Origin of the sequence: Limnothrix sp. FACHB-406, from assembly GCF_014698235.1 — a bacterium.
Taxonomy (GTDB): Bacteria; Cyanobacteriota; Cyanobacteriia; order CACIAM-69d; family CACIAM-69d; genus CACIAM-69d.
Genome location: NZ_JACJSP010000003.1, coordinates 1 through 25,282, shown reverse-complemented (window position 1 = coordinate 25,282; position 25,282 = coordinate 1). Strand labels below are relative to the sequence as shown.

Below are 25,282 nucleotides of genomic sequence, written 5' to 3'. Positions count from 1 at the left end.
GACTTTCCAGCATGGAGATTATGAAAAACCTAAATTCATTGAGGGTGAAATTTACCGCGCCCTATGCTTGCTTTACGCGCCCTGAGTTCAAAGTAGAACGCATTTCCTATGATGTGCCCACCCCAAGTGCAATGCGGGGAGCCTGCGAAGCCATTTTCTGGAAGCCAGAAATGCGCTACAAAATTCGCGAAATTCATGTTCTGAAGCCCATCAAATACTTTTCAATTTGGCGTAATGAGGTGAATAGTCGCCAAGTATTTGCCACTGCCCAAGGTTGGGCCAAAAAAGGCGAAGGATCCTATTTTGCCGATGACGATCGGGCCCAAAGGCACACCCTTTGTTTGCAAGATGTGGCCTATGTGGTTGATTTGGATATTGAAGTTTTGCCCCATGCGGCCGCTGATGTGGCCAAATATCGCGATCAGTTCCAGAGGCGAATTGAACGAGGCCAGTGTCACCATCAACCCTATTTGGGAACGAGGGAATTTTCAGCATTCTTTGAGAAGCCAAATCCCGATCATTCTGCTGATTGTGCAGATCCCAGTCTCAATCGTGAACTGGGTTTGATGTTGTATGACGTGGAATTCCAAGAGCAGCCGAAGGGGCCGGTTAGCTATCGCAAACGAGATCAATCGGGCGATCGAATCGTTACGGCTCAGGCTCATCCTCGTTTTTTTCGAGCTTCCTTAAAACAAGGTGTGCTGACCATTCCTGAACAACCCTTATCCTAGGAGGCGCTTATGCTTCTGAGCGAGTTGGCCAAGCTGGCAACCCGAATTGATGAAACACCATCAATGTATGGTTTTTCGCCAGTCAGTTGGCTGATTGAAATTGATCAACAAGGAAGACCGATCGGAACAAGCCTGATGACTCCAATGGTCGAGGAGTCACGAAAGGGGAAAAAACGAGGCAAGAAAATTATTGTTCCCCACATTGGCCGCACAGTAGGCATTCAGCCCAAGCTGTTGGCAGATACGGGGGAGTATGTCCTGGGAGCCGCCCGATCGACCTCTAAGCCAGAGCGTGTTGCCGAATGCCATCGACAGTTCAAAGACCTAGTTGCCAACTGTTTTAGTGCAACTCAAGAACCCGCTGTAGAAGCCATTTTGAAATTTTTGGAAAGTTGGGATCCCGTTCAACAGCGATCGCAATTTGCGCCCAATTTGCAGCTTTCTTCTGAGTTTGATGCCAGTGAAGTTGTCACCTTTCGAGTTCATTTTTCCGATGCCCCCGCACTCATTCCCGCAGAGAACAAGGCGAATCTAGAAAAAGTTCAACAATTTTGGGCTGCTTACACATCTGGTGAAACAGTATCAGATAGCCGAGAACGTCCCATGGGTTGGTGTTTGGTAACCGGAACCTATGGCCCATTGGAACAACGATTACCTTTTTTCATTAAAGGTCTTCCCAATGGACAACCTTCAGGAACAGCTTTGGTTTCTGCAAATTCCGTTGCCTTTGAATCCTTCGGGCTGGCAAATTCCCTGACTTCTCCCATTTCACGGCCAGCAGCGGAAGGATTTGCTAAGGCGCTAAATGCCCTTATTGCCAGTGAAAACGACAGTCTTCGCATTGGGGATAGTGTCTATGTTTGGTGGGTGCAACAGGGTGCTGAAGCAGTTGATTTGAAGATCTTGGGCAAGCCGCGTGATCCATTGAATTCAAAAAGAATTCAGAATCTACTGAAATCACCAATGACTGCTCAGGAAATCAGCGAGAAGACGAGTGCAGCCCTCGCTCAACGTTTTTTCGCAATTGCGCTCACTGCCAACAATGCCAGAGCGGTCATTCGTAGCTGGATTGATGTGACGATCGAGTCAGTCAATCACAACCTGAAAATTTGGTTTCAGGGGCAGAAAATTGACTCGCTCTATGAGGAAGATCGCGAATTCTTTGGACTCTATGAACTAGCCGCTTGTGCTTATCGCGAGCCTAAAAAAGATATGTTGTCCCGAACTCCAACAGCGCTGTTTTTGGCGGCTATTGAAGGGCGGCCATTGCCTGCTGACTTGCTCGATCGCCTCCTGCGTCGAATCCGAGTCGAAGGGGGCAGCATCACCCACACAAGGGCTGCTTTGCTCAAGCTAATTCTGACCTTGGAAGGAAAAATCAACATGAATGAGCCTCAAAATGCGATGGAAAGCCTAACTCGCAATCCGCAATTTCAAGACGAACAATTGGGCGATCGGCTCGCCTACCATGCTGGTCGCCTGTTGGCGCAAGTTGACAGGATTCAGTATGCCGCCTTGGGCAAGGTCAATGCCCCGATCGCCGATCGATACTATGGCTCCATGTCCATCAGCCCTTGCTATCTTCTGGGAAAAATCATTGGCAAAGCCCAGGCCAATCTATCCAAACTTCGCAAAGAAAAACCAGGTTGGCACAACCAGTTTCAAGAGGAGTTGGAGGAAATTCTTAGTAAAATTCCCGATCGCGACCTGCCCAACTTGCCCAGTCGTCTTTCAATGCAGCAGCAGGCTATTTTCGCCATTGGCTATTACCACCAACAAGCACACAACCGCCAGCAAATTCGCGATCGGGCTGCTAATTTCTCTTAGCCAAGCCTATTGCTAGCGCCCAGTCATGCTGTTTGCTTGATCACTTGAATTAATTTTCTGGAGCTTAATCATGTCCGCAATTCACACTAATGCCCAGCGTCGCCACGATTTTGTGCTGTTGTTTGATGTGTTGGATGGAAATCCCAACGGCGATCCAGATGGTGGCAATCTTCCACGGGTTGATATGGAAACCATGCATGGTTTGGTAACGGATGTTTGCTTAAAACGCAAGATTCGCAACTGGATTGCTACCTATGGCGATCTGATGGCAGAAAATAGTGAAGAAGCAAGGCGGCTTAAGCTTTTTGTCAAGCATCATGGCGTTTTGAATGACCAAATTCGCGAAGCTTATTTGGCTGAAGGTCTACCAGTTGGTCAACCGTCAGAAGAAACGGTTAAGGACTCCAAAGTTTTGGAGGCACTATACCAAGTTCGTGAATTCCTACCTTCAAGTTTTACTCTGTTTGAGGAAGATGATGACAACAATGATCCCGTTGTGAAGTTGCGCTACAGCGGTGAACTAGATGCCGATGAATTGAAAGAGCAACTCCAGGAGGCCGAGGCTTCACCGGAATGGAAGACTGTCAAAAAATTGGTGGAAGACCTGATTAAAAATTCTCGCAAGCCCAAGAAGAGCTTGCAAAATACGGAAAAGGCAAAGCACTGGATGTGCGCCAATTTCTTTGATGTGCGAATGTTCGGGGCAGTGATGAGTACTGGTTTGAATGCTGGTCAGGTTCGTGGGCCCATGCAATTAACCTTTTCTCGGTCAATTGACCCAGTTTTTCCAGAAGATTTGGCAATCACACGAGTAGCAGTTGCTGACGCGAAGGATCGTGAAAAGCTACAAACGATCGGGCGCAAAACCAAAATCTCTTACGGTCTATATCGAGGCTATGGTTTCTTTTCGGCTCCTTTGGCCAAGCAAACCGGTGTGACCGATCGGGACTTGGAACTGTTTTGGGAAGCGGTTCAAGGAATGTTTGAAGTGGTGGATCGATCGGCTAGTCGCGGGCTAATGGCTGTGCGTGGGTTATATATCTTTTCCCATGAAAATCCATTGGGTAATGCACCAGCCCACAAATTGTTCGATCGCATTTCGGTGCAAAAGCGTCCTGAGGTCGATACACCGCGATCGTTCGATCACTACGTCATTGAACTAGACGAAACAAATTGGCCCCAAGGAGTCACCCTAACCAAGCTGATTGAAGGCTAATTAGTCCTTGGCGGAAGCCAACTCTCAACCTAGTTGGCTTCCGCACATTTTCTTATCTTTTGGTTCAGGCCAGTTCGTAAACCCTGCAGCGCCCGGCCCCCGGGCTGGGCGAGGATTGAAACATCAGCTAATTTAGATTTTTTAGGGCCAGATTTATATTGCAGCGCCCGGCCCCCGGGCTGGGCGAGGATTGAAACCCGTCCTATGCATGGATTTCCAACCCCAAGGGTGCGGCAGCGCCCGGCCCCCGGGCTGGGCGAGGATTGAAACAATATTCGTGGTGCAACGAGCTTGAATCTAACTCGCAGCGCCCGGCCCCCGGGCTGGGCGAGGATTGAAACTTTCGAGGGTATGGGCCATGGCAGCGGCAGTTGGCCGCCGCAGCGCCCGGCCCCCGGGCTGGGCGAGGATTGAAACACCCTGTCGGCCAAGACGGTCGATCGCCACAAGGTGCGCAGCGCCCGGCCCCCGGGCTGGGCGAGGATTGAAACCCCAGCCACAACGTTATTGGATTGGAGGTGAAAACCATGAGTGAGCAGCGTCCGGCCCCCGGGCTGGGCGAGGATTGAAACCCCAGCCACTCCGCAATCTGAGTCACCCCGGACTGTGGCAGCGCCCGGCCCCCGGGCTGAGCGAGGATTGAAACATGTGGTGGTCGTGATCCAAGATCATCTGTTGATGCAGCGCCCGGCCCCCGGGCTGGGCGAGGATTGAAACCGACACCGGTTGCGGCCTCGGATTGTTTGACCTCTAGGCAGCGCCCGGCCCCCGGGCTGGGCGAGGATTGAAACGGTTCAGACGGATCGCGCTGGGGTTTTCGTCTCATCGGGCAGCGCCCGGCCCCCGGGCTGGGCGAGGATTGAAACTGCAAAACGGCTGTGGCATTGCCGGTTTTAATCAAATTGCAGCGCCCGGCCCCCGGGCTGGGCGAGGATTGAAACGGCCGCCATGCCGCAAGCCACGGCCCCGGCTCCGCAGCGCCCGGCCCCCGGACTGGGCGAGGATTGAAACCACCACCCGGTCAAGGTCTACTTGCAAGATGAGCTGATTGCAGCGCCCGGCCCCCGGACTGGGCGAGGATTGAAACCTCTTCGAGATCGACCCAATTATCCCTGGCTTCCGAGCAGCGCCCGGCCCCCGGGCTGGGCGAGGATTGAAACAACACCGTCACCACCGTTTGCAGCACCGGCAGCCCAAGCAGCGCCCGGCCCCCGGGCTGGGCGAGGATTGAAACAGCCGAAAAAACGCCGCCGCCCAATCTACTCCCCGCAGCGCCCGGCCCCCGGGCTGGGCGAGGATTGAAACGCGGGTCACGCTTGGCCCATTGCTCGATCGCCCCAAGACTGCAGCGCCCGGCCCCCGGGCTGGGCGAGGATTGAAACAAGTCAGGGTGGCGGCAATTTCACCCGATTTGAGGCAGCGCCCGGCCCCCGTGCTGGGCGAGGATTGAAACGGTGGATTGAGTGATCGCTGTGGTGCGTTGCTGATAGGCAGCGCCCGGCCCCCGTGCTGGGCGAGGATTGAAACGGGGCTACTTGGGCCAGCTCAGGGCCGCTTGGGCCAGGGCAGCGCCCGGCCCCCGGGCTGGGCGAGGATTGAAACAACAGACGGGGGGTATGTGGACTAACCGGGGCGATCGGTGCAGCGCCCGGCCCCCGGGCTGGGCGAGGATTGAAACTGGGGGGTAATCGGTACGGTAGGCGCTGCCGGTAAAAGGGCGCAGCGCCCGGCCCCCGGGCTGGGCGAGGATTGAAACTTGGTTCAGCATGGCGCTTCTGCGTCGAAATCAGGGCAGCGCCCGGCCCCCGGGCTGGGCGAGGATTGAAACTCCTTCCTGACCTCAAGGCTGTAGACGCGAACCATCGCAGCGCCCGGCCCCCGGGCTGGGCGAGGATTGAAACTCGGCAAGGAGTCGCATCGCCAAGAGGTGGAGCGATAGCAGCGCCCGGCCCCCGGGCTGGGCGAGGATTGAAACCGGCAACGTCCCCCTCTGACTCCCGGATCCTGATCAACGCAGCGCCCGGCCCCCGGGCTGGGCGAGGATTGAAACTTGATACCCTCGATCGCGCCTTGGATGGTCAACCGCAGCGCCCGGCCCCCGGGCTGGGCGAGGATTGAAACAGGATTAGCCCGGAATTTCAGGCATTTTGCCGTCGTGCAGCGCCCGGCCCCCGGGCTGGGCGAGGATTGAAACCACCAGGGTTTGATCCACCCATCCGCTCGCCAGGATAGCAGCGCCCGGCCCCCGGGCTGGGCGAGGATTGAAACAGCTCGGCCGCAACCGAAGCGATGTCATTGCCCTCGCAGCGCCCGGCCCCCGGGCTGGGCGAGGATTGAAACTCGAATCAGCCACCCGTGATTTTCATTATCGACGAATTGCAGCGCCCGGCCCCCGGGCTGGGCGAGGATTGAAACGTCGTCGTTTGTATTGCATTCTTCGGGTTCTAGTACGCAGCGCCCGGCCCCCGGGCTGGGCGAGGATTGAAACAGTGCGTGAGTTGCTGGAGAGCTACCTGCTGACAGACGGGCAGCGCCCGGCCCCCGGGCTGGGCGAGGATTAATAGTCGCTTTATAAATCAGCTCTAAATCCGGATTTAGAGCTGCAAAGTCGGCTTTAGATTCTCTGTTATGAGTTAGCTCCTAGGTTTGAACTGGGCTAAAAACCGGCATTTCGGTTAGTTCAAGCTCATGATAATCAGCCCCTGTTGCCCCAGCAGCACTTCACGCAAAAGGCTCACTAAACCAACCCAAATGATCGGGCTGATGTCCACGCCGCCGATCGGGGGGACGATCGCGCGGGTCACCTTCAAAAAGGGTTCCGTCGGAGCCACCGCCAACTTAAAGGGCAACTTTTGGGCATCCACCTGGGGATACCAAGTCAGTACGATTCGGACAATGAACAACAAAATGAACAGACCCAACAGCAGGCTCAGGGCCCACGATCCAATCACAACGGTACTCATGCCGAACTTGGGGTAGAAATTGAGAAGGGCGGGCGATCGGCCTCGGGGGGATGGCTAGCGCAAAATCTGGCTCAGAGGGCAGCGCCCGGCCCAGATGCCACCCAACCCCGCTCGGAGATATCAGCCGCAGCACGGATGATCGTAAAGCTTGACGGATCATTCTGGGAAATTCTCAATTCCGCTGGGGCGACAGAGCGTCGATCGGGCGATAAAATACAACCCTAGAGCCAATTGTGCGTTTTCAATCCGAGGATAACTATGACTGCTTCTTTGGCGAATTTCCTGTGGAGCCTGCTCTTGGGAGCCGTAATTGTGGTGCTGCCGATTACCGTTGGCTTGATCGTCATTAGCCAGAACGACAAGGTAAAACGCACTTTCTAAGGTTGCTTGTCGTGCCGCTCAGCCCCTGCGGTTGGGATAGCCTCGGCGCGATCGCCCGCAAAGGACGGCGGTTCCGGTAACCCCATCGGAGCCGCCGTTCGTCGTTAGAATAAACCCGTAACGTTCTTGAGGGACGATGGTTAACGTTGGCTTTAGCTGGGGCAGCCTCATCGGCATCATCCTCGCGGTGGCGGGCGCTGCACTCTATTTCATTCGATCGTACAAGCCAGGACTGGCCCGCGATTACGACATCTTTTTCGCGGCGGTGGGTCTGCTGTGCGGTGGCATTCTGTTTTTTAATAGCTGGCGGCTGGATCCGATTCTGCAATTCAGCCAATTCCTGTTGGCAGGGTCAGCCATCTTTTTCGCTTACGAAAGTATTCGGCTGCGGAACGTGACCACGGAGCAGGCCAAGCGCACTGCGCCCCTGGTGGATGACGATCGGCCCGTGAGTCGGGTGTATCGGGCGGAGCTGGATGACATGGAGCCGATCGAACGCCAGCCCTACAATCGCCGGATTCGGGGCAGCGACGACAGCCGCGACAGCCGCGCCGCCGAGGAATATGGCAAGGAATATGGCAGCCGATCGCGCGATGGCCGTGAAGTCCGCGACAGCCGCGATAGTCGTGATGGTGGGTATGATGCGCCGCCGCGCCGCCGACCGCCGACCCAACGCCCCCCGCGCGATGACCGCGATTCCTTTGGTGGCCCCAGTGCCGGAGCCAGCCCCGATGGTGGTGTTCCTCGCAAGCGTCGGCCCGCCCAGCGCCCGCCCAACCGCCCCGAAACGGGAGCCGATTGGAGCGAGCCGCCCGTGAGCCGATCGAGCCGTCGCCCCGCTGCTGACTCCACGCGAGTTGACTCCACAAGAGTTGACCCAACCCGATCGGAGGAATCTTGGGGCGAAGATCGCTGGGAACAGCCCGATCGATCCCCTCGCAGTCGGCGCGATCGACCCAGCGGCCCCGAGGATCGCGCTCCCACGCGCAAGCGTCGTTCTGGCACGGCTCCCTTGGCCGATGAGCCACCGGTCAGCCGCACCAACTACGTTGACGAACCGCCCGCCCGCAAAAGCAGCTACAGCGATAGCTATGCCGCAGAGGTGGAACCCGCCGATAGCTACGTGTCCTATCAACCGATCGACCCGGAACCCACCGAAGAAGATTGGGATCGCTACGCCGACCAGGCCAGCAGTCGTCCGCCCCTGGATCTGAGTCCCAAGGACGAAGAAGGTGATGGCTCCCTGGGCAGCAGCCGTGACTCGGAAGCCCGTTTTTCCGACGGTAATGGCAGCGATCGCTACGAAGACGACTTCGATCGCCCCGTCAAGTTTGAACGCTAACCTCCAGCGAAACTTCCCCTAAACGCCCTTGTCCGTTTTGCGATCGTCCCTCAGATTGGGTCAACGGGCCCTAAGCCGGAGCGCGGTTGTTCTCAGCACAGCCGCGCTCCTGGTTGCTTGTGGCAACGGAGCCAACCTCAACATTCCCCTCACCCTCAATTCCCGCTATGCCGATGAGCAGCCCAGTCTCAGCGGCGATGGGCGGATGTTGGCCTTTGTTTCCAACCGAGGGGGCAACCGCCAGATTTTGCTATTTGACTTGCAGCAGCGCCGCTTCATTGAGCTGCCTCGGTTAAACCGCCGAGACGCGATCGCCGAGCAACCCAGCCTCAGCCAAACCGGTCGCTATTTGGTTTATCTGGCCAGCGACTACGCCCGCCCAGAAGTTGAGCTATACGATCGGGCGACGGGCCAGGTTCAAGTGCTCACCCAGGGCTATCGCGGTTGGGTGCGATCGCCCCGCATCAGTCCCGATGGTCGCTTTATTGTGTTTGAAAGCGGGGCCCGGGGCCAGTGGGATATTGAAGTGCTCGATCGGGGAACCAACATCGAACTGGATTTGCCAGAAGGACAACCCCAACCCAGCACGGAACCCTAGCACTTCTCAGCTCTCAACCCTACAGGCTGGGGTCTGAGATTCTGGCTAAAGATTCTGGCTAAAGATTCTGGCTAAAGATTTTGGATTGAAGATCCTGGTTGAAGAGTTGGATTGAAGATTCTGGTTGAAAATTTGGAGAGAAACGCTTGGGTGAAGCTCTGGGCTGAAATGGGTTTCTAGGCCCGGGTTTGCTGGCGTTGAATTTCGTACAGCAGGAGCGCCGCCGTCACCGACACATTCAGGGACTCAACCCCCGGCGCAAGGGGAATGCGCACAGCCGTATCCGCCTCAGCAATTAGCTCCGGAGAAAGACCCGCGCCCTCGTTGCCCAACAACACCATCACAGGCGATCGCAAATCCGCCTCCCAATAGCTGAGGTCGGCCGTGGGTACTGTGGCCACAATCTTGAAGCCCTGTTGCTTCAGGTCGCGCACGGTCGATCGCAAATCTTCCGCCACCTGCATCGGCATTCGGAACCACTGACCCGCCGTGGAGCGCAACACCTTGGGATGATCCAGATCAACGCTGTCGTCACTTAACCAAATTTGGCCACAACTGGCCGCCGCCGCCGCCCGTACGATCGTGCCCAGGTTCCCCGGATCCTGAAGCCGTTCCAAGCCCAAGGCAATTTGGAGCGATCGCTGAGGGGCGATCGGGCAACGCTGGGCCACCGCCACCACCCCATCCGGGTTCACCGTGGTAGCAATCGCTTGGAGCACTGACTCGGCCACCAGCTCGATCGGGGCGTGGGCCGCCGCCCGCGCAAAATCCGCCGGATATTTTTCTTGCCAAGTGGGTGTGCAACAAACAAAATCGAGGGAATAATCCACTGCAATTGCTTCTTGCAACAGATGAGTTCCCTCGATTAAGAATTGATTTTCTTCGCGTCTTCCCTTGGCTTGATGAAGCTTTTTAAGCTGCTTAACCAGTGGGTTTTTGACGCTTGTAATCATGTTGGCGTTTAAGATGCGGAACCCGGGACTTGAACCCGGAAGTCCTTGCGAACACAAGAACCTGAATCTTGCGCGTCTACCAATTCCGCCAGTTCCGCTTGCGCGGAATTAATATTAGCACTTTCAGTCTGGAGCGCAACCCCTTTTAGAAATTTTTTTTGGATTTTTTTGAGCAGCATTGAAAAAGTGGGTTCCATGGCGATCGGATCGCCAGCGATCGCCCATGATCTTTGCTCCCGCTCCAACATCCCTCAGACGCTAGCTAACCGCCTCCGAGGAGCATTGGCTCAGGTAATTGACCCGCCCCGTCTGATCGCCCTGATGGGGGTGCAGCTTGCCGGGAAAGTGCCAAAACCGGAATTGACCGATCGCCCCCCATGCGTGGGTTTCGGGATCTGGAGAACATTGCCAGGGAAGTTGAGTTGTGTAGAATCTAAACGAAATTTGCATTCTCGCAACATTTCAGCTTGGCGCGCGTTTTTGGAGGACCACGGCCATAGTTTCCCCGTCTAGCACTTCCCCCCTCTCTGCTTCCCGCGAAGCGGATGAACCCATCCTCGAAATCGTGGGTGGTCAGCCACTCAGCGGCCATGCCTCAGTCAGTGGAGCCAAAAACTCCGCCCTCGTGCTGTTGGCGGCCACGGTGCTGTGCTCCGGAGAATGCCGAATCCGTAACGTGCCCTTGCTGGTGGATGTGGCGCGGATGGGTCAGGTGTTGGAAGCGCTGGGGCTGAAAACCCGCTGCCTGGGCGACACATGGGAAATTGACGCACGCCACATCAACCGCGCCGAAGCTCCCTATGAGTTGGTGAGCCAACTGCGGGCTAGCTTCTTTGCCATTGGGGCCCTGTTGGCCCGGATGGGCGAGGCCCGGTTCCCCCTGCCCGGCGGCTGCGCGATCGGGGCGCGGCCCGTGGAACTCCATGTGCGGGGTCTCCAGGCCATGGGGGCCGACGTGCATATCGACAGCGGGATTGTATTCGCCAGCATTCGCGGCAAGTCGCGCCTGACGGGGGCCCGCATTTATCTGGACTATCCCAGCGTGGGAGCCACAGAAACCTTGATGATGGCGGCCACCCTCGCGGAAGGGGAAACCATCCTGGAAAACGCCGCACGGGAGCCGGAAATTATTGATTTGGCGAATTTCTGCAACGCGATGGGGGCGAAGGTTCGCGGCGCAGGAACGGACACGGTGGTGATTGAGGGCGTGGAAAAGCTCCATTCCACTGAACATTCCGTGATTCCCGATCGCATCGAAGCGGGAACGTTTTTGGTGGCGGCAGCGGCCACAGGATCAGACCTGTTGGTGGGGCCAGTGATTCCCGATCACATGAGCGCCACTTTGGCCAAGTTGGAGGCGATCGGGGTGCAAACGGCGATCGAGGGAACCAACATTCGCGTTTTCCCCGGCCATGGCCTGTTGGCCACGGATTTGGAAACCTTGCCGTTCCCCGGTTTCCCCACGGATATGCAAGCCCAATTCATGGCCCTGCTCACCCTCTGCGAAGGCAGCAGCACCATTACCGAAACGGTGTTTGAAAACCGTCTGCGCCATGTGGCAGAGCTGAATCGCATGGGGGCCAACATTCGGGTCAAAGACCGGGTGGCGATCGTCAAGGGCGTGCCGTTCCTGTCCGGTGCGCCGGTCACCGCTTCGGATTTGCGGGCGGGGGCGGCCTTGGTGGTGGCAGGCTTGGCGGCCCGGGGCAAAACCACGATCCGCGGCCTGCATCACCTCGATCGGGGCTATGAAAACATTGAGAACAAACTCCGCTCGATCGGGGCCAACATCCAGCGCCTGAATGGGTTTGCAGAGGGCGCAGTGCCCGCAGCCGTGAGCTAAACTCAAGCCAGAGCCAGGGCCCCGCGGCCCGTCCTCCAAATCTTCCTTTTTCCAACACCATGGCTGACGGTTCCGAGCATTCCACCTCCCCAGCGCCTCTGCGGTTGTTGGGGCTGCGTGCCAACCAGTTTCGACACCCCCTCGATTTGGCAGCAACCCAATCGCTCGATCGCTGGCCGGGTTTGGATTTGCTGGTGCGTAATTTGGTGGGCCCGATCGCGGAAGAGGTGATGTATCTCGAAAACATTGCCGCCAGCCTGTTGGTGGGGCCCCACCAACTGCCCCATCTGCACCACCTGTTGCAAGAGGCAGCCCAGCGGCTGGACTTGGAAGCACCGCAGCTTTACGTGCGCCAACACCCGGTTCCCAACGCCTACACCTTTGCCATGCGAGGGCGGCGGCCCTTCGTAGTCATTCACTCGGCCCTGTTGGACTTGCTCACCCCCCTGGAAACCCAGGCAGTGATTGCCCACGAGCTGGGTCATCTCAAGTGTGAACATAGCCTCTATTTGACCCTTGCCAACGTATTGGTGTTGGCGGCGGGACAAGTGCCCGAGTGGGGACGGTGGTTCGCCCAGGGTTTGCAGGAGCGGTTGCTGGAGTGGTCTCGTTGTGCAGAATTCACCTGCGATCGAGCGGCTTTGTTGGCCGTGCAAGATCCTACGGTGGTGGCTTCGGTGTTGATGAAATTGGCGGGTGGCTCACCGAATCTTGCGCCCCTGTTGAATGTCGAAGCATTCCTGGCCCAGGCTCGGGCCTATGACGCGATCGACCAATCCCAACTGGGAGCTGCCCTCAAACGCGCTCGCACCGCAACTTTGACCCATCCCGTTCCCGTGTTACGGGCCCGTGAAATTGATCGTTGGGCCCACAGCCGAGAATATCGAGATTTGTTGCACCATTTTTCAAAAAATCCGCTATAATTGCAGAGCGCTACGGGCAAGTGGCGGAACGGTAGACGCACCGCACTCAAAATGCGGCGGAGAAATCCATGAGAGTTCGAATCTCTCCTTGCCCACTTTTGATTCATCAAATTAAGAATCAATCAGGTTAGAAGCCGATCAAACTAAGTCACTCGATTGATCTAAATCGCTCGATTGGTAAGGTGATCAGATCACCCAACTGATCAGCCGATTCGTGATTAATTAATATTGAATTAAGCTCGGGTTGAATTAACCTAGAAAGCTTCCTAAATCAACATTTCGATCCATACAGCCTTTGCCTAAAATAATTGGTACGCCATATTGCAAATGCCATGAAGCAACGGTTCGGTGGGCAGTGCCCACCCTACGGGCTACTGTGCTTAGTAATCGAGGTAAGGGCTGTATTTTTGATCTTTAACTTCGATCTGTAACCCAGAATCTCTATCCGCTATTTCTGAAGCTGAGTCACCAAGTGAATTAGCTCCGGCAGAATCAGAGAATCTAAGGCAAGGCTAACCGCATTGCTCGATCCGGGCATCGAAAACACCAACTTTCCTTGGCAAACCCCAGCGATCGCCCGGGAAGCCATGGCCCGTGAGCCAACCTCTGCAAAGCTCAGTTGCCGGAGCAGCTCACCAAATCCGGGCAAAGTCTTGTCGAGCAACCGGGTGATCGCGTCGTAGGTTGTGTCCCGAGGCGCAATGCCCGTGCCCCCATTCAGCAACAGGGCATCAATATCCGGGTTTTGGCACAGTTGCAACACTGTTTCCGCAATCAGCGCCGGTTCATCCTTCAAAATCTGGTAGGTCACGATCGAGTGGCCCGCCCAGGTCAGGCGATCGCGAATCAGTTGCCCACTGCGATCGGTCTCAAAATTGCGCGTATCACTGACGGTGATTACCGCACAACGCACCTGAAGAGACTCGCGATCGGGATGGGGCCCCTCCAGGGACTGTGGCTGACTCATGGGCGATCACCCCCTCGGGCATGGTTCTGAGATGGTGGAATGGTCGGGCGCTGAGTGGCTAGGCGTAATTGAGTAGCTAATTGAGTAGTTGGGCGATCGCTAGCTGTCAGCTTTCGTGAAGCCCAAGCCGTTCGCTTCAGCGTAGCGATTCATAAACCGCATAAACCGTTCCCAATCGTTCTCCGAGGTCATGACGTAGTAGGCTTCAATGCCCGACGGCTGACCGTTAACAAACTTGCCTTTCACATCACGGGTCATCAACTCACCCTCTTCGTCGATCAGGTACATGCCGGTGATTTCTTGATCGGCGGATGCAGCCAACGTTTTAGGGTTATCAAAGATAAAGATGGCGCGGCCGTTGCTCCCATCACGCGATCGCGTCAAGCGGACATCAGGTACCACCTCTTCGTTAATGCCTCGGATGAATTGAATGACTGCCATATTGTTAAAACTGGTAGTTGAAGCGTGATGAACCGCCAAAAAGCGTCGTTCGATCATCGCACAAAACCTCCACCCCACCAAATGGGCAACCGCCGCCGATCGCCGTGCATCAATGCCTACAAACCCGCGCCTAACGACCCGAGCCTAGCAACCTGCGCCTAGCAACCCGCGCCTACAAACCCGCACTCCAACGAGCACAACAGGACTGGTTATGAAACCTAACCGCAACTTGCTAACGAATCAAGCTTGGATTGCTCTGAGCTGTGCCGCCGCCCTGGCCGGAGCGGGCCTGGTGGCGACTCTGGCAGAAGCAGCCACCCCAGCGAACCCGGCCAGGGCCGCAGCTCCCGCCATTCAAGGGGCGATCGAACAATCCTGGGAAGGGATGCTGGCGGTTTCCCCCCGAGGCTTGGCCCAACACCTGCGGCAAATTGGCGCAAAAATGTATGGAGCCTACTGGTGCGGCCATTGCCAAAATCAAAAGGAATTATTTGGTCAGGCGTTCAACCAAATTCGCTACATTGAGTGCGACCCCCGAGGCCGCAACCCGCAGCCGCAACTGTGCGCACAGGCGGGGATCGAGGGTTATCCTACCTGGGAAATTCGGGGGCGAAAATATCCGGGTGTCCAACCCTTGGCAACCCTGGCGCGACTGTCCAACTATCGTGGTCAGTAACTTTGCTATGGCCAGTGATTTTGCCGCGGCCAATGTTTACTACGGCCAATAATCGCCTGGTCAATGCTTGGATTTGGCCGTTCCTAGGCCAGGCCTAACTCCCGTTGGAGATGGTTCATGGATTGGCTGCCGATGTAGTTTTCGCAACAGATCACCTGCGGGGGGCGGATGATGTCTTCTCGGTGCGCGGAAACGGCGGCCTTGACCTTGGGGAAGCTGTCCCGATCGCACCCGATATAGCGCACGGTTTTGACCAATGCCCCGAGCTTGTAGGTGTCGCTGGGGAGGGTGGTCATCACCAAAATTTCTTCGCCCCGGAAGCTATGGACAATCACTTCCGAAGCCCGCAGCCAACCGGGACTGATGCTGACCAGACCGATCCGCGTACCGGCCGGGAGATTCTTCACGAATTCAATTTCTTCGGCATAGTCATAAATATCCACGGGGATGACGCGGGCCGATTTGGGGGCGGCAATTTTTTCCGCATCGCCAATGAAGTAGCGGCTGGTGACCACGGTGGCAGAAGCGGTGCGATCGAGCGCGGCTGGCAAATCTTCCATGGCCACCAATTGCACGGGAATTTGCAGCGATTGCTCAATTTCACCGGCCATAATTTCGCCCACCCCCAAGTCCTGTTGAGGGGCGGTGACAATCACGCGGGCGCTGCATCGTAACCGCCAATCCACTTCCCCCAAAAACAGTTCCCGAGCGGTGCTGAGGCTGCAACCGGCTTCGATTAGCCGATCGAGGCTTTGCTTCACCAGTTGATAGGCTTCGGGGTTTTTGTCAAAAACGGGCGATCGGAGTTGGGCCCCGCCTTCATGACCCAAGGCCCGCACGTAAATGCCAGAGCCGGGCTGGGCTTCCACTAGGCCGTTATCTTCAAGCTGGCGATAGACCTTGCTGATGGTGTTGCGATGCAAGCCCGTTTCCATGGCCAGTTGGCGGGTGCTGGGCAAACGGTGCCCCGGCGGAAACTGCCGCGAAGCGATCGCAAACCGAATTTGGTTAAACAACTGCGTGGATGCCGGAATATCACTGTCAGCTTGAATACGGAACCGAACCATAGCTAAAGCTAGAGCCGCTCGCTCAATGGGTTAATGAATAGAACAGACAACGGTAAGCGTAGGGGAGAGAGGCGCTGAAGAGGAGTGGTCACTGAAGCCCTTGACCCAGCGTGCCGACCAGGATCCTTTCAGCGAAAAAGCGGAGAACTGACCGGAGCAGGGCTGGTTTTGGGCTGATCTTGCCCCCCATCATACCCATGGAAATTCCAATCGGCCCGTTGGGTGGCACATCTTCCGCCAAGGAAGCCTGGCGCGATCGCCCGGAGAGACCCCAGCAGACCGGCGCAATTGTCCCAGAGTTGCGGCGACCGATCGGGGCATTGGGCCACAATTCAGACGTGGGGGGTTTCGCGGTTCGCGATAGGATAGGCTCTGCAAGGGGCTTATACGCTGTCTATTTCGCGTTTTTGTCTTGCGTTTTTTAACGATTTAAATGTCACGGTTTCAATGTCACGGATAGTCATGTGGGTTCGGGGTTTGGCACTGGGCAGCGCTATTGCTCGCTGGTGGGGACGACAGGGGCTAGCTCGGGCGATCGCCCTGCTGCTGTCGTTAACGATCGGGGGTTGGGCCTTGGGGGCCCTGCCAGCCCAGGCCACATTGAATGACGATAATTTTGATGGCAATATTTTTGCGCTCTATGCGGGCAACGGTTCTTTGGTGCCGCCTCGGGTGACCTTGGCCCAATCGCGGGAACGGCAGCGACCCACCCTGTTGGTGTTTTTTGTGGACGATAGCCGCGATTGCAAGCGATTTTCCTCCACAATCTCCCAATTGCAGGCGTTTTATGGCAAAGCGGCGGACTTTTTGCCCATTGTGGCCGATTCTCTGCCCCTGGAGCCAGTAGCGGATCCACTGCAACCGGCGCATTACTACCGTGGCGTTGTGCCCCAAACGGTTTTAATTGATCAATCGGGGAAAGTATTGCTCGATCGCGCCGGTCAAGTGTCCTTCGAGGAACTGGACGATCGGTTCCGAGCAGTGTTTAACCTGTTGCCGCGCTCGGAGTCCGTGGAACTGCGCCGCCGGGAAGTGAATGAGGTGAATGTGGAATTGGTTCCAGAACCGGCCAAGCCGGCCTCCAAGGCGCAATCGACCAACCGCGATCGCTAAGGAGGACTGCTATGCCGGTGAATGATGACCTCGGGTTACTCGACTTAGATTCAGCAGAGTCAGATCATCTGAACATTCTCGAAACTCCGCCCCCGAGCGAAGCCACGCCGCTCCCCGATCCAGACGTGATGTTGCAACTGTTGCAAGATCCGGATCCGGCCCAGCGTGCGGTGGGAGCCAGGGCGTTTTGTGAGCTGCAAGACCCCAGAGCCAGCGAACGGCTGATTTTACTCATTAACGATGTTTGTCCGTTGGTGCGGATGAGCGCCGCCTATGCCTTGGGCCGCAACCCAGATCCAGAGGCGATCGACCCCTTGATTGGCCAACTCCAACGAGATTGGAATGGCTACGTGCGCAAAGGCATCGTTTGGGCCCTGGGCAATGGGCGCGATCGCCGGGCCTTGGCTCCGTTGGTGCAAACCCTGCAACGGGACATTGCGGCCGTGCGCCTGTGGGCGGCCAGTTCCCTGGGGCAAATGGGAGCCGTGGGTTATGAGGCGATTGTGGGGGCCGTGCCGCCGCTGATTTTAGCCCTGCGCCAAGATCCTGTTCCGGCCGTACGCAGTAACTGTGCTTGGGCCCTGGGGCAACTGTGCCGCGACTTGCCCTCCAATGCGATCTATGCGGGAGCCGTGGATGGGTTGATTGAAGCCCTGGTGGAAGATCGCGAACTCGGCATCAAGGAAGACGCGCGATCGGCCCTCTTGAAGCTGGGAGATTCCCGCGCCCTGCAAATCATTGCGGAACTGGAGCAGGAAGGCTGGTTATAACCAGGCCGTCACACTCCACCCCTAATCCGAACGTGAATTCGGGCTAAGGGGAGCGAAGGAAAGACGGGACTGGTTAAGCTGAGGCATTAACCAAAACAACACTCAGCCCAACCCCGTCATGCTTAGTCTAGAAGCTCTGTTCTGCAAAATCGATGACTGCTGCTTTGTCGCCCCCAATGTGCTCACCAGCATCAGGTGTTTCAGGAGTTAGCGGCCTGGGGCAGAACCTCTATGGGTTGGTTCTTTGGTCTCAAGCTGCATCTGGTGGTCAATGACCAAGGTGAACTGCTCGACTGCTGCTTAACTTCTGGCAATACCGATGGCCGCAAACCGGTACGCAACTTACTGTAAAGACTGTTGGGGCAAAGTGTTTGCTGACTGAAACTATGTCTCAAAAGCGGTAGCTCATCAGTTGTGGCAGGACTATGGCCTGCAATTTCTGGTCAAGCCTCGCCGCAACATGAAGAATTCCTTGATGCGGTATCCCGCGTAGTTTGTTTCAATCCTCGCCCAGCCCGGGGGCCGTGGCGCAGCGCCCGGCCCCCGGGCTGGGTGATGACCCCAAATACCTGTTTCAATCCTCATTTAGAGCTGCCAAGATTGAAAACCTCGGCTTTAGATTCTCTTCATGAATTAGCTCTAAACAATATCTGCAACAACATTTGCTGTTTAGGTAGGCTGTCGATCGCTGTTGCTGGCATAGACCGGACAACAACCATCGGGAGCCACACGCCGATCGGCCAGAGGAGAGGCGGGATTTCGGCAATGTTGCCCCCGATAAAATTGGCAAGTTTGGCAACAGATCAAGTCCGGCGTGTCGGGCCAGGCGGTGTTGCGATCGAGCACTTCCCGAGGGGACATGCCTCGCAACACCAAATCCGATCCCTGCCAGCGCACTTCCACCAGCCCCGTTTCCGCAAAGGCTTTCCAGCGGGGACTATGGACGATCGCATCAGGCAGATGCACCGTGGCGGCTCCCTCTCCGGTGCTAATTTCCCCTTCATATCGCTCGATCGGGGCGGCCGGTTGGGCAAAGCTTTCCCCGATCGGCAACTCCAAAGCAGCACCCGCACTGGGGCAATGGATTTGGTAGCGGCTGTTGAGTTCATCCAGGGCCGCCAAACCCGACAAATGATCAATGCCCCCATGGACAAACACCACATGCTGAGGGCGCATGTTGTGAATCAGTTGCAGCGTGCCCAAGCCGTCCGAATGTTCCGACAGTTCATAGGTGCTGTAAAGAATTCGATCGCCCTCATGGGGGCTGCGGAGAGGTTCGGCTTCCAACCGGCCACCCGCGGCCGCCTGCACAGACACCAACCAACGTCCTGTCTGACAGAAGCGATCGCACAGTTGGGCCACGGGCAAATCATCATCCACCAACAGCAGGCAGGGGCCTTCCAGGGCCAAATCGGGCCCGTTTTGATCGCTCGACAGCCGCCGCACAAGTGGCCGCACCCGATCATCCCAAAACAGATTTTGATGGCGGGCAAAATTCTGCACCGACTCCGGCAATCGATCGAGAATTGCTAAATAGGCATCACAGCCGGCCGCCACCTGGCGATCGACCCAAATGGTGAACTCGCGCCCCGTGAAGTAGTGGTGGCTGCGCAACAGCATCAATAGTTCTTGGCCCAGACCCAACAGCGGCACGGGCAACAGCACCGATCGCCCCTGGGCCAGGGCTTGGCTGACCTGATCCGCGAGGTCATTTTCCTGGCGGCGACGACGCGATCGGCGGGCCACCCCGTAGGATCCCTCCACGATCAACACATCCGGCGCAAGGCCGCGCACCTCCGTGAGGGGCATTCCTTCCACCAACCGGCCATTAGACAGGAAAAAATCCCCGCTGTAAGCCACGCAATATTCGCGCGATCGATTGCTGCGGGATTCGGCCCGGGACTGGTATCGCAACAGAGTGAGGGCCGCTCCCGGCAAATGACCAGCGGGCAACAACTCCACCGTCAAATCATCAGCCAAGGCCACGGGCGATCGCCAAGGAAGGGCCTGACAAAACAGCGGAATTGACTCCAGAGGGCGATCGAGCCAATTGGTGGGCAACAGTTGGGCTGTTTCGCCGCTGGCAAAAATCGGCAAATGGGGAAACTGCTCATGGAGCTTCAGCAAGCCGCGTGCATGGTCGCGGTGGGCATGGCTGCAAACCACCCAATCGGCCGGCATTCGGCCCCAGCCCACCATGCCCGATCGCGGTCGGATGGGGTTTGGATGATCCCACGCTTCACCCAGGAGGGGCGACAGGCTCCGCAAGCCACAATCCAACATGACGCGATGGGTTCCCAATCGCACCACCAGACACATCCCTTCGCCCCCATGGCCCACGGCATAGGGCAAGCACTCTAGCTCGGTCACAGGTTTGGGTTCCTTGATCGATCGGCCGCCACTGGGCCGATCGCCCTTCGTTAGTGAGCCGAACCGTTGCCGTGATAGTTATCCGTGTCGTAAAACCCGTTGCGCGTGCCAAAAAACAGGCAAGCCACCGTAAACAAACCGGTCAACACCGCCAAAATCAATTTCACATCCATGGGACGCAACCACTCACACCAGCTAAAGGAAATAGGGGGGGAAGCTTGGGGAAATGTTAAATTCCCGAATTTTCCCAAATTTCATTGATGCCCCGGGCCGAAACCAAGGATCCGGCGGCGGGTTTGAGGCTTCGAGCCTTTCTTCTACCGTATCGAGCGGCTCCCGGGCTGTCAAATCGGGATGCAGCCAACGGCCCTGAGCCGATTGGGGCCAGGACAGATCAGACCCAACTGAGACCCAACTCAGGCCCGATCAGTTGGCATCAAATTCCAAAAAATTTCAAAAGTTAATTCCAAAAGCTAATTCTAAAATCCAATTCAAAAGCCCAATTCAAATCGGGATTTCCTCGATCGCGTCCCACAGGCGATCGAGCGGTTCCGCCAACGTCCAAGGCAAAGCCGCCACGGCCGATTCCGCCACCGAGGGCGATCGGCCGCAACGGCTGGCAAAGGAACACGATCGACAGGCGGGGCTGTGGGCCGGCAATTGTGGCAGCGCCTGCCCCCCGTGATAGGCAGCGATCGCCTGATCAATCGCTTGGCCCATCTCCAGCAATTGTGCTTGGGTTGATTGGTGCCAATCGGCGCTGTATGCAAACGTTTCGCAAGCCAACTCCGGCCCGTTGGCGGCGGTCGAAGCGGCCGGCGATCGGACAAACCAATAGCTCATGGCCAGGCGATCGGGCGGTAAATGGCTCGTTTCCGCCAACACAAAAAGATACAAACGAGTTTGCCAATCCTCTTGCAGTCGATCGCGCGACAGGGGTTGGGCGTGAGTTTTCCAATCAAAAATCTGCGCTTCCGTGGGCCGGGTTGCCAATAGGTCATACACCACAGTGAGTAGGCGATCGCCCATCACCCAAGTGCGGCGATGTTCCGCATCCAGTTCCCAATCGCTGGCTCCCGATTGATCCCACCACTGGCGCAGGCTATCCCAAGTGCGATCGACCGCTTGATGGAGCGCTTGGGCTTCCGCATCCTCTTCTGCCTGCAAAACCAAGGACATCTTGGCCGCCGATTCAGCCCCCAATTCAGTGAGTTTGCAGTCCGTTCCACGGCTCTGAATGGATTGTTGCATCAGCCAATGGAATCGACTTCCCCAAACCATTCGTTCCTGTTGGTGGGGATTGGCCGGCAACAGTAAACAATCCAAATAGAGATGTTGAAACTGTCGCGGACAGGTCATCCAAGCATTCAAAACCCCTTGGGACAAATGCTGCATCATGCAAAACAATGTGGCTATCCAAAGCCATTAAAAATCAAGTTCTTGAAATAGTTCAGCGATCGGGAGGCTGAAATCTGGAATGATCGCTTCACCATCGAGGCGATCGGCTGTTTTAAGAAGGCGATCGGGTTCTTGGGGCGATCGATAAACCAAAATATAGCGCTGCTGTGGATTAATCACCCACATTAAGCTTGTACCGTTAGCAAAATATTCCGTGATTTTCCCGTCAATTTCTTCGACGGTGTTTCCTGGCGATAATACCTCAACGGCTAAGTCGGGTGCGACTTCGAGAAAACCGGTGGGTAGGGTGGTGAGTCCTTGAAGTTGGTTTTTGGCAAAAAAGGCTAAATCGGGCGATCGTCTGTTGCCATTTTGCATCTTGAAGCCAGTGCTGGGGTCAAAGAGCAATCCCAGTTTTTGGCTCCGAATATAACTCCCCAATAAAATCATCAGGGTGCTACAAATGTGGCCATGTAAGAGCTGATTTATAAAGACAATATTAATCAGCCATCCCCGCTAATCGTTTCACCATCAAATGCATTAAGCAGCCATAGATCATCCCTTCACTCGTCTCCGAATACAACTCATAGTCCTTGCTCAATCGCCGAAATCGGTTTAGCCAGCCAAACGTCCGCTCGACAATCCACCGCTTGGGCAACCTCTCAAACCCTTTACCGATTCGGCTGATCACCTCCACTCGCACACTCTCGCCACACACACGCTTCACAGCATCCGCAAACTTTTTCCCGGAATACCCCTGATCAACCCAAATAACCTCTAGCCGAGATAGCTTCTCTCAGAAGTGTTGAATGACAGATTCAGGTACTCATCATTTGCCGGTCAGCCAAGTATTTGGCTTGATGATCTGTATGTGGATGACAAGATGAGAAGTCAGGGTGCAGGAGCAGCATTAATGGTTCAATTAGCTCAAATTGCTAAGGAAAATGACTGTACCCATCTTGCTTGGAATGCTGATGCCCGGAATACCCGTGGGCTTCATTTTTATAATCGGCTAGGCGCAGAAATTGTAGATCAGCATGGTAATCGATGTTTTTGAGATGGGTTCCGTGGGCAACTGCATAACAAGTCGATGAAGCGGACACTTGAGAGATTTTGGTAGAGTTGCGCAAGTTATCTGCTGCCGCTTATCTTGGTCGTTAGGCGGCATTACGCGCATCACACTTTCAACACCATGAGTTCATCGCAGGTCATATTTGTTCTGGTGCATGGGGGACATGCGGGATCGTGGGTATGGGATGAGGTCAGGCCGCACCTGCGTCGGCCTGCGTTGGCGGTTGATTTGCCTGGGCACGGGGAGCGACCTGGTGACTTGTGCTCATTGAGTTTTGCTGAGTGTGTCCGCAGCATCCGGGCAGAGTTGCCGGAGCAACCGAGGCTTATTCTCGTCGGGCATTCGTTGGGCGCGGCGGTGGTACTGGCGCTGGCGGAGAGTTTGGCAGAGCGAGTGGCTGGCCTCGTGATCATCGCCGGGCCGGTGCCACAACCGGGTGTTTCGATTACTGGTTCGTTTCCGTTCCTGATGCGCGTGGCCAGCCGCGTTGTTTTGTGGCGCAGCGGTCCGGTATTTACCCAGTCACCACGGATGGCGGAGCGGACGATGCTCAACGGTCTGGATGCGCGGCGGGTGCAGGCGGCGTGCACCCGGTTCACGGCGGAGTCGAGGTCACTGGTGCTTGAGCCGCTGCGTTGGAACGGACGGCCTCCGGCACCTTGCACTTATATCCAGTGCCTGCGTGACCGGGGAGCATTATCTCCGCAGTTTCAGGAACGCATGGCGGCCAATCTGGGCGCGGATGTCCGAGTCGTATCGCTGGACACCTGCCACTATCCGATGCTGGAGCGGCCGGAGCAGGTGGCGACCACACTAAATGAGGTAGCCGATGAGGTCATCACCCATGCCGCCTAACCATGCGCTGCAGCGACCCCGGCCATCGCGCTCCGGTTGCAATCGTGGCGTCCCGCGAGCCGGGTCGCTGAGCTTGGGTCGTTAGGTGTCATTCGCACGTCTCTATGAATTCCAAGCACCAACAGTTGGTTGAGGTTCTCCGAGAGGTGCGCCAGTTCCTTTCGCGGCCCGACAATAACTTTGATTGGTCTTCATGGCAGGATGCACCGGCAGCACTTCGAGAGATTGACAGCATTGTTTCTCGCATTGAGTCTGGCGACATACCCAAGCGTTCCGACATTGAGCTTTTGTTTCTTCCCGCCGGCCCAATCCAGGAGGTCAGTGTGAGCAGTGGTTGGGGGCAGGAGTTCTGCGAGTTTGCCAGCCGTTTCGACACCGCGATTGCGAGAGCCTACGGCGAAGACGTTTTCGCGTAGTTAGGGCGATTCTTGCCGGAGAGTTGGAGGCCAAAGTGAGGAAGTTACAAACTATGACACCTAGTGTGCAATCGTTACGCCCCGTGCGCCGGGTCGCTGAGCTTGGGTCGTTATCTTGCGGTGGATGATGCACAGCGTTCGATCGCCTCTTCGGCAGTGATGCGTTGTTGATCGTGACCAGCGGTACGAGTGCAATGCTGGAGCCGATCGTCTGATGAGCCTCAATGGTTTGATGGCTGAGAACCTGGCGAAACGGGCGATCGCGCTGTTGGGCTGGGGCTGTGGCGTTTTCAGGGCGATCGGTAAGGTTATAGACGTGTCTGGCAGATCCCTTGTCAGTCGTCAAGGTTAATAGCTCGAAGATGGAAGGTTGTTAGCATATCTGTAGCGCTGGGAATGAGGCAGAAAATTGGATTACACCGTTAGTGACCGACAGCAGTATGAACCAATTTTGAGAGATTTTGTTGGGAAAAATTGCTCCCACTCGATCGCTTGTAATTCAATCAAAATCAGATTTGAAGAAAGAGGCCAGTTAAAGAGGAAAGGTTACATTTGGATTGACCCACCTTGGTCATTCATGCAGCATGGAGAACTGATTACAGATGCCTCCTTCTGCCCACATCATGAAGATATTGATTACAAGCCAAGATTCAAAGAATGGTGCAATCTATTTCATCCGTTAAATCAAAGCGTATTCACAGGATATGAATTTTTGAAAGATAGCAGTCTCAATTTGTTTTTTCAAGATTCTTACCAGATTCATATTCCAAAGTATGAGGACTATCCAGATGATGAGGATTTAGAACTGTGGTACGTACAGTGGTACGCAAACCCATTTCAAGAAGAGGAAACTAGTTGATAAGTACCAGCAGTGGAACAAACCTGTTAGAGCAAACTGAAAAAGTTGATTCGGTATTACAGCAACGAAAAAAACCGATAGAATGGGCGATCGCGATTGAGCACCAAAACCGAAATTTTGATTCATGAAATCCGACTTTCACGCGAATTTTCGGTGCAATGTCGAATGATTTTGGCGGGGACACCGCCCACGATGTAACCATCGGGCACGTCTTTGGTAACCACTGCACCGGAAGCAACCACCACGTTGTCACCGATCGCTACGCCGGGGTTGATAATCGCGCCGCCGCCAATCCAAACGTTATTGCCGATCGAGATCGGCTTGCCAAATTCCTGACCCGATCGCCGCAAATCCGGGTCGATCGGGTGGGTTGCCGTCAAAATGCTGACCCGAGGGCCAATTAGAGCTAATTCATAAAGAGAAGCTAAAGCCGACTTGGCAGCTCTAAATTCGGTTTTAGGCTAGACCTACCCGAAGTATCACCCAGCTCATGAGTCGTCT

General features: G+C 55.9%; 24 protein-coding genes, 2 tRNA genes, 4 pseudogenes and 1 CRISPR repeat array. Of the genes and pseudogenes, 17 read left to right on the top strand and 13 right to left on the bottom strand.

Going from position 1 to position 25,282, the window contains the following annotated elements:
- Window positions 1-44: 44 nt before the first annotated feature.
- The 3 genes from cas5c (at window position 45) to cas7c (ending at window position 3,774) form a co-directional block, all read left to right on the top strand.
- The gene (gene cas5c, locus H6G53_RS03765; protein ID WP_347343089.1) at window positions 45-731 is read left to right on the top strand and encodes a type I-C CRISPR-associated protein Cas5c; all 687 of its coding nucleotides are present in this window, start codon (window positions 45-47) and stop codon (window positions 729-731) included.
- 9 nt (window positions 732-740) lie between these two features.
- Window positions 741-2,558, top strand: coding sequence for a type I-C CRISPR-associated protein Cas8c/Csd1 (gene cas8c / locus H6G53_RS03760; RefSeq protein WP_190530983.1), 1,818 nt, complete (start codon window positions 741-743; stop codon window positions 2,556-2,558).
- 70 nt (window positions 2,559-2,628) lie between these two features.
- Window positions 2,629-3,774 (top strand): type I-C CRISPR-associated protein Cas7/Csd2, encoded by a 1,146-nt coding sequence (gene cas7c / locus H6G53_RS03755; protein ID WP_190530982.1) that lies wholly within the window; start codon window positions 2,629-2,631, stop codon window positions 3,772-3,774.
- An 85-nt stretch (window positions 3,775-3,859) separates the two neighbouring features.
- A CRISPR array of direct repeats spans window positions 3,860-6,338; the repeat unit is 37 nt; unit sequence GCAGCGCCCGGCCCCCGGGCTGGGCGAGGATTGAAAC.
- Window positions 6,339-6,449: 111 nt separating this feature from the next.
- Here cas7c and H6G53_RS03750 read toward each other — a convergent pair.
- Complete coding sequence (locus H6G53_RS03750; protein ID WP_190530981.1) at window positions 6,450-6,737, bottom strand: YggT family protein; 288 nt, start codon at window positions 6,735-6,737, stop codon at window positions 6,450-6,452.
- A gap of 258 nt (window positions 6,738-6,995) precedes the next feature.
- Between H6G53_RS03750 and psbX the strand changes: the two genes are divergently transcribed.
- From psbX to H6G53_RS03735, 3 genes and pseudogenes are all read left to right on the top strand, one after another.
- Window positions 6,996-7,118 (top strand): photosystem II reaction center X protein, encoded by a 123-nt coding sequence (gene psbX / locus H6G53_RS03745; protein ID WP_099533165.1) that lies wholly within the window; start codon window positions 6,996-6,998, stop codon window positions 7,116-7,118.
- 136 nt (window positions 7,119-7,254) lie between these two features.
- Window positions 7,255-8,094, top strand: a pseudogene (locus H6G53_RS03740) (Ycf66 family protein); the annotation flags it as partial.
- Window positions 8,095-8,488: 394 nt separating this feature from the next.
- Window positions 8,489-9,058 (top strand): biopolymer transporter Tol, encoded by a 570-nt coding sequence (locus H6G53_RS03735; protein ID WP_234406568.1) that lies wholly within the window; start codon window positions 8,489-8,491, stop codon window positions 9,056-9,058.
- A gap of 176 nt (window positions 9,059-9,234) precedes the next feature.
- Here the strand turns inward: H6G53_RS03735 and H6G53_RS03730 are convergent, their stop codons facing one another.
- The 3 genes from H6G53_RS03730 to H6G53_RS03720 form a co-directional block, all read right to left on the bottom strand.
- On the bottom strand, window positions 9,235-10,011 hold the full coding sequence (locus H6G53_RS03730) for an RNA methyltransferase (protein WP_190530979.1): 777 nt from the start codon (window positions 10,009-10,011) through the stop codon (window positions 9,235-9,237).
- Between the two features lie 14 nt (window positions 10,012-10,025).
- A tRNA-Leu gene (locus H6G53_RS03725) sits at window positions 10,026-10,109 on the bottom strand.
- 160 nt (window positions 10,110-10,269) lie between these two features.
- Entirely contained in the window at window positions 10,270-10,461 is a 192-nt protein-coding gene (locus H6G53_RS03720) for a hypothetical protein (protein WP_190530978.1), read from the bottom strand.
- Between the two features lie 46 nt (window positions 10,462-10,507).
- Between H6G53_RS03720 and murA the strand changes: the two genes are divergently transcribed.
- The 3 genes from murA (at window position 10,508) to H6G53_RS03705 (ending at window position 12,872) form a co-directional block, all read left to right on the top strand.
- Window positions 10,508-11,854: a UDP-N-acetylglucosamine 1-carboxyvinyltransferase gene (murA, locus tag H6G53_RS03715; RefSeq protein ID WP_190531272.1), complete on the top strand. Its 1,347-nt coding sequence runs from the start codon at window positions 10,508-10,510 to the stop codon at window positions 11,852-11,854.
- 59 nt (window positions 11,855-11,913) lie between these two features.
- Window positions 11,914-12,777 carry a M48 family metallopeptidase gene (locus tag H6G53_RS03710; protein WP_190530977.1) on the top strand — a complete coding sequence of 288 codons (864 nt, stop codon included), beginning with the start codon at window positions 11,914-11,916 and terminating at the stop codon, window positions 12,775-12,777.
- Between the two features lie 14 nt (window positions 12,778-12,791).
- Window positions 12,792-12,872, top strand: a tRNA-Leu gene (locus H6G53_RS03705).
- Window positions 12,873-13,225: 353 nt separating this feature from the next.
- Here the strand turns inward: H6G53_RS03705 and H6G53_RS03700 are convergent.
- Window positions 13,226-13,744 (bottom strand): molybdenum cofactor biosynthesis protein B, encoded by a 519-nt coding sequence (locus H6G53_RS03700; RefSeq protein WP_190530976.1) that lies wholly within the window; start codon window positions 13,742-13,744, stop codon window positions 13,226-13,228.
- Between the two features lie 99 nt (window positions 13,745-13,843).
- Entirely contained in the window at window positions 13,844-14,185 is a 342-nt protein-coding gene (psb28, locus tag H6G53_RS03695; RefSeq protein ID WP_099532117.1) for a photosystem II reaction center protein Psb28, read from the bottom strand.
- A 211-nt stretch (window positions 14,186-14,396) separates the two neighbouring features.
- Between psb28 and H6G53_RS03690 the strand changes: the two genes are divergently transcribed.
- Entirely contained in the window at window positions 14,397-14,861 is a 465-nt protein-coding gene (locus H6G53_RS03690; RefSeq protein ID WP_190530975.1) for a hypothetical protein, read from the top strand.
- 83 nt (window positions 14,862-14,944) lie between these two features.
- Here the strand turns inward: H6G53_RS03690 and H6G53_RS03685 are convergent, their stop codons facing one another.
- Window positions 14,945-15,928, bottom strand: a complete 984-nt coding sequence (locus tag H6G53_RS03685) for a GntR family transcriptional regulator (RefSeq protein ID WP_099532097.1) — start codon at window positions 15,926-15,928, stop codon at window positions 14,945-14,947.
- Window positions 15,929-16,390: 462 nt separating this feature from the next.
- Between H6G53_RS03685 and H6G53_RS03680 the strand changes: the two genes are divergently transcribed.
- From H6G53_RS03680 to H6G53_RS03670, 3 genes are all read left to right on the top strand, one after another.
- The gene (locus H6G53_RS03680; protein WP_190528874.1) at window positions 16,391-17,041 is read left to right on the top strand and encodes a thylakoid membrane photosystem I accumulation factor; all 651 of its coding nucleotides are present in this window, start codon (window positions 16,391-16,393) and stop codon (window positions 17,039-17,041) included.
- An 11-nt stretch (window positions 17,042-17,052) separates the two neighbouring features.
- A complete protein-coding gene (locus tag H6G53_RS03675; RefSeq protein ID WP_190530974.1) occupies window positions 17,053-17,811 on the top strand; it encodes a HEAT repeat domain-containing protein in 759 nt (252 codons plus the stop codon).
- 156 nt (window positions 17,812-17,967) lie between these two features.
- Window positions 17,968-18,162, top strand: a complete 195-nt coding sequence (locus H6G53_RS03670) for a transposase (RefSeq protein ID WP_370567784.1) — start codon at window positions 17,968-17,970, stop codon at window positions 18,160-18,162.
- 318 nt (window positions 18,163-18,480) lie between these two features.
- Here H6G53_RS03670 and H6G53_RS03665 read toward each other — a convergent pair whose 3' ends face one another.
- From H6G53_RS03665 to H6G53_RS19155, 5 genes and pseudogenes are all read right to left on the bottom strand, one after another.
- On the bottom strand, window positions 18,481-20,181 hold the full coding sequence (locus H6G53_RS03665; protein WP_347278310.1) for an MBL fold metallo-hydrolase: 1,701 nt from the start codon (window positions 20,179-20,181) through the stop codon (window positions 18,481-18,483).
- Between the two features lie 50 nt (window positions 20,182-20,231).
- The gene (locus tag H6G53_RS18905) at window positions 20,232-20,354 is read right to left on the bottom strand and encodes a hypothetical protein (protein WP_099533167.1); all 123 of its coding nucleotides are present in this window, start codon (window positions 20,352-20,354) and stop codon (window positions 20,232-20,234) included.
- A 331-nt stretch (window positions 20,355-20,685) separates the two neighbouring features.
- Window positions 20,686-21,576, bottom strand: coding sequence for a PD-(D/E)XK nuclease family protein (locus H6G53_RS03660; protein ID WP_190530972.1), 891 nt, complete (start codon window positions 21,574-21,576; stop codon window positions 20,686-20,688).
- Between the two features lie 30 nt (window positions 21,577-21,606).
- The gene (locus H6G53_RS03655; RefSeq protein ID WP_347343096.1) at window positions 21,607-22,044 is read right to left on the bottom strand and encodes a Uma2 family endonuclease; all 438 of its coding nucleotides are present in this window, start codon (window positions 22,042-22,044) and stop codon (window positions 21,607-21,609) included.
- A 34-nt stretch (window positions 22,045-22,078) separates the two neighbouring features.
- Window positions 22,079-22,375 (bottom strand): annotated as a pseudogene (locus H6G53_RS19155) (transposase); the annotation flags it as partial.
- A 21-nt stretch (window positions 22,376-22,396) separates the two neighbouring features.
- Here H6G53_RS19155 and H6G53_RS19150 point away from each other — a divergent pair.
- The 4 genes and pseudogenes from H6G53_RS19150 to H6G53_RS03630 form a co-directional block, all read left to right on the top strand.
- Window positions 22,397-22,662, top strand: a pseudogene (locus H6G53_RS19150) (GNAT family N-acetyltransferase); the annotation flags it as partial.
- A 109-nt stretch (window positions 22,663-22,771) separates the two neighbouring features.
- A complete protein-coding gene (locus H6G53_RS03640; protein WP_190530970.1) occupies window positions 22,772-23,506 on the top strand; it encodes an alpha/beta fold hydrolase in 735 nt (244 codons plus the stop codon).
- Between the two features lie 104 nt (window positions 23,507-23,610).
- Window positions 23,611-23,922, top strand: coding sequence for a hypothetical protein (locus H6G53_RS03635; RefSeq protein WP_190530969.1), 312 nt, complete (start codon window positions 23,611-23,613; stop codon window positions 23,920-23,922).
- Between the two features lie 409 nt (window positions 23,923-24,331).
- Window positions 24,332-24,781, top strand: coding sequence for a hypothetical protein (locus H6G53_RS03630; RefSeq protein ID WP_190530968.1), 450 nt, complete (start codon window positions 24,332-24,334; stop codon window positions 24,779-24,781).
- Between the two features lie 122 nt (window positions 24,782-24,903).
- On the opposite strand, the pseudogene H6G53_RS03625 reads toward H6G53_RS03630, so the two are convergent.
- Window positions 24,904-25,176, bottom strand: a pseudogene (locus tag H6G53_RS03625) (DapH/DapD/GlmU-related protein); the annotation flags it as partial.
- Window positions 25,177-25,282 lie beyond the last annotated feature (106 nt).

Excerpts from the sequence above, each read along its gene's own strand:
- H6G53_RS03685 (WP_099532097.1), bottom strand. The coding sequence starts at position 15,928 with ATGGTTCGGTTCCGTATTCAAGCTGACAGTGATATTCCGGCATCCACG.
- H6G53_RS03660 (WP_190530972.1), bottom strand. The coding sequence starts at position 21,576 with ATGCAGCATTTGTCCCAAGGGGTTTTGAATGCTTGGATGACCTGTCCG.
- H6G53_RS03720 (WP_190530978.1), bottom strand. The coding sequence starts at position 10,461 with ATGCAAATTTCGTTTAGATTCTACACAACTCAACTTCCCTGGCAATGT.
- H6G53_RS03730 (WP_190530979.1), bottom strand. The coding sequence starts at position 10,011 with ATGATTACAAGCGTCAAAAACCCACTGGTTAAGCAGCTTAAAAAGCTT.
- H6G53_RS03635 (WP_190530969.1), top strand. The coding sequence starts at position 23,611 with ATGAATTCCAAGCACCAACAGTTGGTTGAGGTTCTCCGAGAGGTGCGC.
- psbX (WP_099533165.1), top strand. The coding sequence starts at position 6,996 with ATGACTGCTTCTTTGGCGAATTTCCTGTGGAGCCTGCTCTTGGGAGCC.
- H6G53_RS03640 (WP_190530970.1), top strand. The coding sequence starts at position 22,772 with ATGAGTTCATCGCAGGTCATATTTGTTCTGGTGCATGGGGGACATGCG.
- cas7c (WP_190530982.1), top strand. The coding sequence starts at position 2,629 with ATGTCCGCAATTCACACTAATGCCCAGCGTCGCCACGATTTTGTGCTG.
- H6G53_RS18905 (WP_099533167.1), bottom strand. The coding sequence starts at position 20,354 with ATGGATGTGAAATTGATTTTGGCGGTGTTGACCGGTTTGTTTACGGTG.
- H6G53_RS03680 (WP_190528874.1), top strand. The coding sequence starts at position 16,391 with ATGTGGGTTCGGGGTTTGGCACTGGGCAGCGCTATTGCTCGCTGGTGG.
- H6G53_RS03710 (WP_190530977.1), top strand. The coding sequence starts at position 11,914 with ATGGCTGACGGTTCCGAGCATTCCACCTCCCCAGCGCCTCTGCGGTTG.
- cas8c (WP_190530983.1), top strand. The coding sequence starts at position 741 with ATGCTTCTGAGCGAGTTGGCCAAGCTGGCAACCCGAATTGATGAAACA.
- H6G53_RS03750 (WP_190530981.1), bottom strand. The coding sequence starts at position 6,737 with ATGAGTACCGTTGTGATTGGATCGTGGGCCCTGAGCCTGCTGTTGGGT.
- H6G53_RS03690 (WP_190530975.1), top strand. The coding sequence starts at position 14,397 with ATGAAACCTAACCGCAACTTGCTAACGAATCAAGCTTGGATTGCTCTG.
- H6G53_RS03675 (WP_190530974.1), top strand. The coding sequence starts at position 17,053 with ATGCCGGTGAATGATGACCTCGGGTTACTCGACTTAGATTCAGCAGAG.
- H6G53_RS03700 (WP_190530976.1), bottom strand. The coding sequence starts at position 13,744 with ATGAGTCAGCCACAGTCCCTGGAGGGGCCCCATCCCGATCGCGAGTCT.
- psb28 (WP_099532117.1), bottom strand. The coding sequence starts at position 14,185 with ATGGCAGTCATTCAATTCATCCGAGGCATTAACGAAGAGGTGGTACCT.